Genomic DNA, 6,575 nt, shown 5'->3' on the forward strand with positions numbered 1-6,575 from the left:
GGCGACGGGACCGCCGGGGCGATACCGGACAGCCGGGCCGCCGGCCCCCGGTCCGGGCGACGTGGGGCATCGCGACACATCACAGTAACCACGACAGCACCCACCGCAGGGCAGTCCGTAGACTGTGCCCGTGCCGATCGACCGCGATACCACCAAGCCTGCCGGCGCGACGCCCCACGCCCGCACCGGCGCCGTGGGCTCGCCCGCCCGCCCGATCAGCGTGAGCGTGACCGGTGGCGGCGGGGGTGCCGGTGACCCGCTGCGGGCCAACCTGGCACTGATGGCCCCGGGCACGGCGCTGCGCGACGGCCTCGAGCGGATCCTGCGCGGCCGCACGGGCGCGCTGATCGTCCTAGGCTACGACAAGGTCGTCGAGGGGCTCTGCACCGGCGGGTTCCCGCTCGACGTCGAGTTCTCCGCCACCCGCGTCCGCGAGCTGTGCAAGATGGACGGCGCGGTCGTGCTCTCCAGCGACGGCACCCGCATCGTCCGGGCGGCCGTGCATCTGATGCCCGACCCGAGCATCCCCACCGAGGAGTCCGGCACCCGGCACCGCACCGCCGAGCGGGTCGCCCGGCAGACCGGCTACCCGGTGATCTCGGTGAGCCAGTCCATGCGGATCATCAGCCTCTACGTGAACGGCCAGCGGCACGTGCTGGACGACTCGGCGGCGATCCTGTCCCGCGCCAACCAGGCGCTCGCCACGCTGGAGCGCTACAAGCTCCGGCTGGACGAGGTCTCCGGGACCCTCTCCGCGTTGGAGATCGAGGACCTGGTCACCGTACGGGACGCGGTCGCGGTGGTGCAGCGGCTGGAGATGGTCCGCCGGATCGCCGACGAGATCGCGGGCTACGTGGTGGAGCTGGGCACCGACGGCCGCCTGCTGGCCCTCCAGCTCGACGAGCTGATGGCCGGGGTCGATGCCGACCGCACCCTGGTCATCCGGGACTACCTCCCGGCCGGCCGGAAGTCCCGCACCCTCGACGAGGCGCTGGTCGAGCTGGACCTGCTCGGCGCGACCGAGCTGATCGACCTGGTCTCCGTCGCCAAGGCGATCGGCTACCCGGCCGCCTCCGACGCGCTGGACGCGGCGGTCAGCCCGCGCGGCTTCCGGCTGCTCGCCAAGGTGCCCCGGCTGCCGGCGGCCGTGGTCGACCGCCTCGTCGTGCACTTCGGCAGCCTCCAGCGCCTGCTCGGCGCCACGGTGGAGGATCTCCAGGCCGTGGAGGGGGTCGGCGACGCCCGCGCCCGCGGCGTCCGGGAGGGGCTGTCCCGGCTCGCCGAGGCGTCCATCCTGGAGCGCTACGTCTGACCCGGGCCGCTCGGCCGGCCGCTCAGCCGTCGGTTACGGTGAGCTTCACCGGCTCGCTGAGCTTGGTGCCCACCCGGGCGAAGACCTGGTACGTCCCGGCGGGCGGGTTCGGGCCCGCCGCCACCCCGTTGGCGCACTTGCTGCTGTCGCGGCCGTTCCAGCCCACCTGGTAGGAGCGCTCGAAGCCCGGCGTGAAGGACTGCACGTCGGAGCCCTTGCCGGTGCCGCAGGTGTCGGACGACCAGATCTTCTCGGCCCCCGACTTGATGAACAGCTCCTGCTCGTCGGCGCCGACGTCGCGGCTGCACGTGCGCTCGGACCGGTTCTTCACCTTCAGCTGGAGGTCCACCACGGCCCCGCGGACCACCGACGCGGGCAGGGCCACCGGCGTCACGGTGATCTCGGCGTCCGTGCAGGCGCCGTCGCCGGCGGCCGGCACGACCGGCGCCGCCGGCGGCGTGTCGGTGGTGGTCGGGCCGCCCGACGGGTCGGCGGCGCCCGGGTCGCCCGACGCGCCCGGCGAGGGCCCGCCGGTCTGCGGGCTGAGCACCGGGCCGGTGGGTCCCGGTGTCGCACCGGGCGACGTCGCGCCCGACGCGGGCTGCGCGTCGCCGCTGTTGTCGGCCTTCCGGTCCGAACCGGTGCACGAATAGAGCAGGACAATCAGGAAGAGAAGCCCCGCCCCGAGCACGACGGCGCGACGCCGCCAGTAAACGGCGGGTGGCAGGGGGCCGACCGTCAGACGCATGATGCCCCCACCGTAGCGGCGCGGGGCTCGGCAGCCCGGCGCGACGCGCCGAGGTGTCCGCAGCTCACCGTTCCCACCTTCCACATGCGACGGTCATGTCCGCCGACGGTGTCCCGCCGGCGACCCAGGGGCACGGGTCAGAGATACACCTTGCGCTGGTAGATGGCGTGGGCGCCGGCAACCCGGTCCAGGAAGAGCAGACCCGCACAGTGGTCGATCTCATGCTGCAGGGCCCGCGCCTCGAACCCGTCGGTCACCAGCCGTACGGGCTTGCCGCTGCCGGGCAGCACGCCCTCCACCACCAGCCGGCTGGCCCGCTTCACGTCGCCGGTGAGGTCGGGCACCGACATGCACCCCTCCCGGGCCACCTTCCACCGGCTCGCCTCGACGACCCGGGCGTTACACAGCACGAAGGTGCCGTGCACGGTGACCGCCTTCGGATGGCCGGTCACGTCGACCGCGAAGACCTGCGCGCCCACGCCGATCTGCGGGGCGGCCAGCCCGACGCAGCCCGGCGACACCCGCATGGTGGCGACCAGGTCGGCCGCCAGGCGTACGGTCTCCTCGGCCGTCGGGTCGACCTCGCCGCCGTGCCGGCTGAGCACCTGGTCGGGGGCGGACACCACCGGCCGCACCTCCCCCGGCGCGTCCAGGGACTCCGGGGTCCAGTCGCCGAGGCCGGCGTACGCCTCGCTCTCCGGGGCGCGCTCGTCGCCGGTCACAGCAGATCCGGGTCGGCCGGGCGGAGGGTCACCCCGACACCCAGGTCGGCGGCGGTCGACGCGAGCCGGCCGGCCACCTCGTCGGCCGTGCCGGGCGGCAGATCCACCTCGGCGACCACCACGTAGAGCGACCCGGTCAGCCGGGTGCTCAGGTCGGTGACGTTGCCGCCGGCGTCGGCGAGCACGCGGGTCATCGCCGCGACGATGCCCATCCGGTCCGCGCCGTGCACCGCCATCACGTACGGCTCGCCGGCCGGAGCGGTCTCGCCGTCGGGGGTGACCTCGCGTACGGTCGCCAGCAGCTGGCCGTCGGCGGAGAGCGGCGCGAGCGCGGCCTCGACGTCGGCGGCGGCCGGGCCCACGCAGACCAGGGTCATCGCGAAGTGCCCCCGCAGCCGGGTCATCGTGCTGTCGGTGAGGTTCGCGCCGAGCCGGGCGAGCACCTCGGCGACGTCGGCCACGATGCCCGGCCGGTCCCGGCCGATGACGGTGATCGCGAGCTCGTTCATCCGGGCATTCTGCCCGATCCGCCGCGCGCCGCCGCAGCGCCCCGCCCAGGTCGCCCAGCCAGCGGGACGGTACGGCCGAGCCGCGAGCCCGCCGCCCGCGCCGCGTCGGGGGCGCGGCGCGTGACATCATCGGCGGCGCGATGTCTGAGCCCACTTTCGCCACCCTGGTCAGCCGGTGGTACGAGGAGAACGCCCGCGACCTGCCGTGGCGGAAGCCCGACGTCACCCCGTGGGCGATCCTGGTCAGCGAGGTCATGCTGCAGCAGACGCCCGTCGTGCGGGTGCTGCCCGCCTGGGCGGCGTGGCTGGACCGCTGGCCCGACCCGGCCGCGCTTGCGGCGGACAGCCCGGCGGAGGCGATCCGGATGTGGGGACGGCTCGGCTACCCCCGCCGGGCGGTACGGCTGCGGGACTGCGCCGTCGCGATCGTCGAGCGGCACGGCGGTCAGGTCCCGGACCGGCTGGACCAGTTGCTGGCCCTGCCGGGCGTCGGGACGTACACGGCCCGGGCGGTGGCCGCGTTCGCGTACGGTCAGCGGCACCCGGTGGTCGACACCAACGTACGGCGGGTGGTCTGCCGGGCGATCGCCGGCGAGCCGGATGCCGGCCCGGCCACCCGTCCGGCCGATCTGGTGGCCACCGAGGAACTGCTGCCCGTCGAGCCGGCCGCCGCCGCGCTGGCCAGCGCGGCCTTCATGGAGCTGGGTGCGGTGATCTGCACCGCCCGCTCGCCCCGCTGCGGAAGCTGCCCCGTCGAGGCGGTCTGCGCCTGGCGGGCGTCCGGCCAGGAGGCCCCCGCCGGCCCGAGCCGACGCCCCCAGCGGTACGCCGGCACGGACCGCCAGGTGCGCGGGCTGCTCCTCGGCGTGCTCCGGGAGGCGACCGGCCCGGTGCCGCACCAGCGTCTCGACCAGGTGTGGGCCGACGACGTGCAGCGGGCCCGGGCGCTCACCGGGCTGGTGCGGGACGGCCTCGTGGAGCCGGTGGGCGAATCGTCGTTCCGCCTCGTCGGCGACGGCCCACCGGTCCCCGGCGTGCGCCTCGGGGCATGACGAGAGGGCCGGCCCCGTTCGGGGCCGGCCCTTGTCGTTGGTGGTGGTGGGATCAGGCGGCGTAGCCGCGGGTGGCGATCCAGTCGGCGAGGGCCTCGGTGGTGATCCAGTAGGAGGCCTGGGCGGGGTCGGCGGAGTCGGCGATCTTCACCGTCTGGCCGTTGTCGCGGTAGCCGACGACGCTGATGTAGTGGCCGCCCTCGAAGGAGTGGGTGCCGCCGTCGGTGTCGGTGGCGGTGCCGGCGATGTTGGCCACCACGGCGCGGCCGTCGTCGACGGCCTTCACGACGTCGGTGCGCAGGGTGTCGGTCTGCTTGTCGTCGGCCTTGGGGGTGGCGATCTCGACGCTGTGGTAGGCGTTCTTGCCGGTTTCCTTGTTCAGGACGGGGGTGATGTCGTTGATGGAGTTGGTGCCGGCTTCGGTGGTGCCCATTTCCTTGGCCATGGCGTCGACGTTGATGTCCTTGCCCTGCACGCTCAGAGCGTTGCGGGTGGCGGCGGGGCCGCAGTAGTAGAAGTTCGGCTGGGCCTCGTAGCGCACGCCGAGTTCCCGCTCGCTGTTCTTGTGGTTCTGGGTGGCGGGCTTGCTGTCGGTGGTGGGGGCGGCGTGGGCGGCGGTGACGGGGCCGGCGATGGCGCCGCCGGTGAAGGCGAGGCCGGCAGCGGTCAGGGCGGCCTTACGGATCAGATCGGTACGCATGACGAAGCACCTTTCGATCGGGGGTGCGCGGCACACCCGGAAGGGGGGTGGGTGCGCCACGGGTAAGGAAAGGTCAAGCCAGAAACGGGGGTGCGCGCCCTGGTGTTCGGGGGGCGCGGTCCCGGGGGGATGTAACGACGTGGGTCCGGCCGGCATTCCGGCCGTCGCCCCGAACCGTCGAACCGTCGAAGCGGCTCGGGGGTCACGCGCTCACGGTGGTTACAACGCCCCGGCCCCCCGGCCCATGCCCGGCGGGGTGGTGGCCCCCGCCACCGCAGTCCACCACCAACCGGACATAACGCCCCGGTGCCGGACCGGCGATCCTCGCCGAACCGGACACACACCCCAGGCGGGCCCTCTGCCGACCAGTCGGGCATCCCTGGTTCAGGGCATCTGTGGGTCCGGTGTCAGGTTTGGTCCCTGTGCCGGCACAGCGGGCCACACCCGCCTCGACAGGTCCGGTGGGTCGGGTGCCGTGGGCCCTGTCGAGCTGCCCCGTCTGTAGGACCGCTCGTCACATCGGCGCCGCGGCCCCGGCCTGATCGACGTTGGTGGGCTCGGTCGCCTGCGACTGCCCTGTTGTGTGCCCCATCTGTGGGGGCAGCTCGACAGGGACTACGGGGGTGTGAGTGCCGCCGTGCCGCCGGCCTCGGTGCAGCCACGCGCCCGCGTTTGCGGCCCGACCATGCAGCCGGGGTGTAAGTGCCGCCGTGCCGCCGGCCTCGGTGCAGCGGCACCCCGAGCTGGACCCTTCTGCGACATCGGCTCGACAGGGACACAGAAGGCGACGGCCCGGTGGCTGGTGCCACCGGGCCGTCGCCTTTGCGCGGTTTGCCTTACTCGTCCGCCCCTGCGGCGGCGGTGCCGCCGAGGTCGGCCGGGACCGCGTCCGGCACCTCGGCCGGCCGGTCCGCACCCTTGAAGACGAGCTTGGACTTGTCGATGTTGCTGGGGTCGCCTTCGCAGTCGACGACGACGATCTGGCCGGGGGTCAGTTCGTTGAACAGGATCCGCTCGGACAGGTTGTCCTCGATGTCGCGCTGGATCGTGCGGCGCAGCGGCCGCGCGCCCAGGACCGGGTCGAAGCCCTTCTTCGCCAGGTACTTCTTGGCGTTGTCGGTCAGCTCCAGACCCATGTCCTTGTTCCGCAACTGGGTCTCGATCCGCGCGATCATGATGTCCACGATCTGGAGGATCTCGTTCTCCCGCAGCTGGTGGAACACGATCGTGTCATCGATCCGGTTCAGGAACTCCGGCCGGAAGTGCTGCTTCAGCTCGTCGTTGACCTTCTGCTTCATCCGGTCGTAGTTCGACTCCGAGTCCTCCGACGCCTGGAAGCCCAGCGACACCGCCTTCGCCACGTCCCGGGTACCCAGGTTCGTGGTCAGGATGATGACCGTGTTCTTGAAGTCCACGATCCGACCCTGACCATCGGTGAGCCGACCATCCTCCAAGATCTGCAGCAGCGTGTTGAACACGTCCGGGTGGGCCTTCTCGATCTCGTCGAACAGCACCACCGAGAACGGCCGACG

At 73.1% G+C, this 6,575-nt stretch carries 7 protein-coding genes; 2 read left to right on the top strand and 5 right to left on the bottom strand.

Annotated elements, in window-relative coordinates; genetic code table 11:
* The first annotated feature begins 130 nt into the window (after window positions 1-130).
* Entirely contained in the window at window positions 131-1,312 is a 1,182-nt protein-coding gene (gene disA, locus ACZ6Q9_RS19310; protein WP_393264474.1) for a DNA integrity scanning diadenylate cyclase DisA, read from the top strand.
* A gap of 22 nt (window positions 1,313-1,334) precedes the next feature.
* Here disA and ACZ6Q9_RS19315 read toward each other — a convergent pair whose 3' ends face one another.
* From ACZ6Q9_RS19315 to ACZ6Q9_RS19325, 3 genes are all read right to left on the bottom strand, one after another.
* Window positions 1,335-2,060, bottom strand: a complete 726-nt coding sequence (locus tag ACZ6Q9_RS19315; protein ID WP_393264472.1) for a hypothetical protein — start codon at window positions 2,058-2,060, stop codon at window positions 1,335-1,337.
* A gap of 137 nt (window positions 2,061-2,197) precedes the next feature.
* Window positions 2,198-2,782, bottom strand: coding sequence for a peptide deformylase (locus tag ACZ6Q9_RS19320; RefSeq protein WP_357463450.1), 585 nt, complete (start codon window positions 2,780-2,782; stop codon window positions 2,198-2,200).
* Entirely contained in the window at window positions 2,779-3,291 is a 513-nt protein-coding gene (locus tag ACZ6Q9_RS19325) for a glycine cleavage system transcriptional repressor (RefSeq protein WP_350686636.1), read from the bottom strand. The genes ACZ6Q9_RS19320 and ACZ6Q9_RS19325 overlap by 4 nt, the downstream gene beginning before the upstream one ends.
* A gap of 140 nt (window positions 3,292-3,431) precedes the next feature.
* On the opposite strand from ACZ6Q9_RS19325, the gene ACZ6Q9_RS19330 reads away from it, so the two are divergent.
* Complete coding sequence (locus tag ACZ6Q9_RS19330) at window positions 3,432-4,343, top strand: HhH-GPD family protein (RefSeq protein WP_393457078.1); 912 nt, start codon at window positions 3,432-3,434, stop codon at window positions 4,341-4,343.
* Between the two features lie 52 nt (window positions 4,344-4,395).
* Here ACZ6Q9_RS19330 and ACZ6Q9_RS19335 read toward each other — a convergent pair whose 3' ends face one another.
* Both ACZ6Q9_RS19335 and ACZ6Q9_RS19340 read right to left on the bottom strand, forming a co-directional pair.
* Window positions 4,396-5,043 carry a C39 family peptidase gene (locus tag ACZ6Q9_RS19335; RefSeq protein WP_466021415.1) on the bottom strand — a complete coding sequence of 216 codons (648 nt, stop codon included), beginning with the start codon at window positions 5,041-5,043 and terminating at the stop codon, window positions 4,396-4,398.
* An 836-nt stretch (window positions 5,044-5,879) separates the two neighbouring features.
* Window positions 5,880-6,575 (bottom strand): AAA family ATPase (locus ACZ6Q9_RS19340; RefSeq protein WP_396831420.1); only part of this gene is annotated, 696 nt, incomplete at its 5' end.

The organism is Micromonospora sp. NPDC049139 (assembly GCF_055586845.1).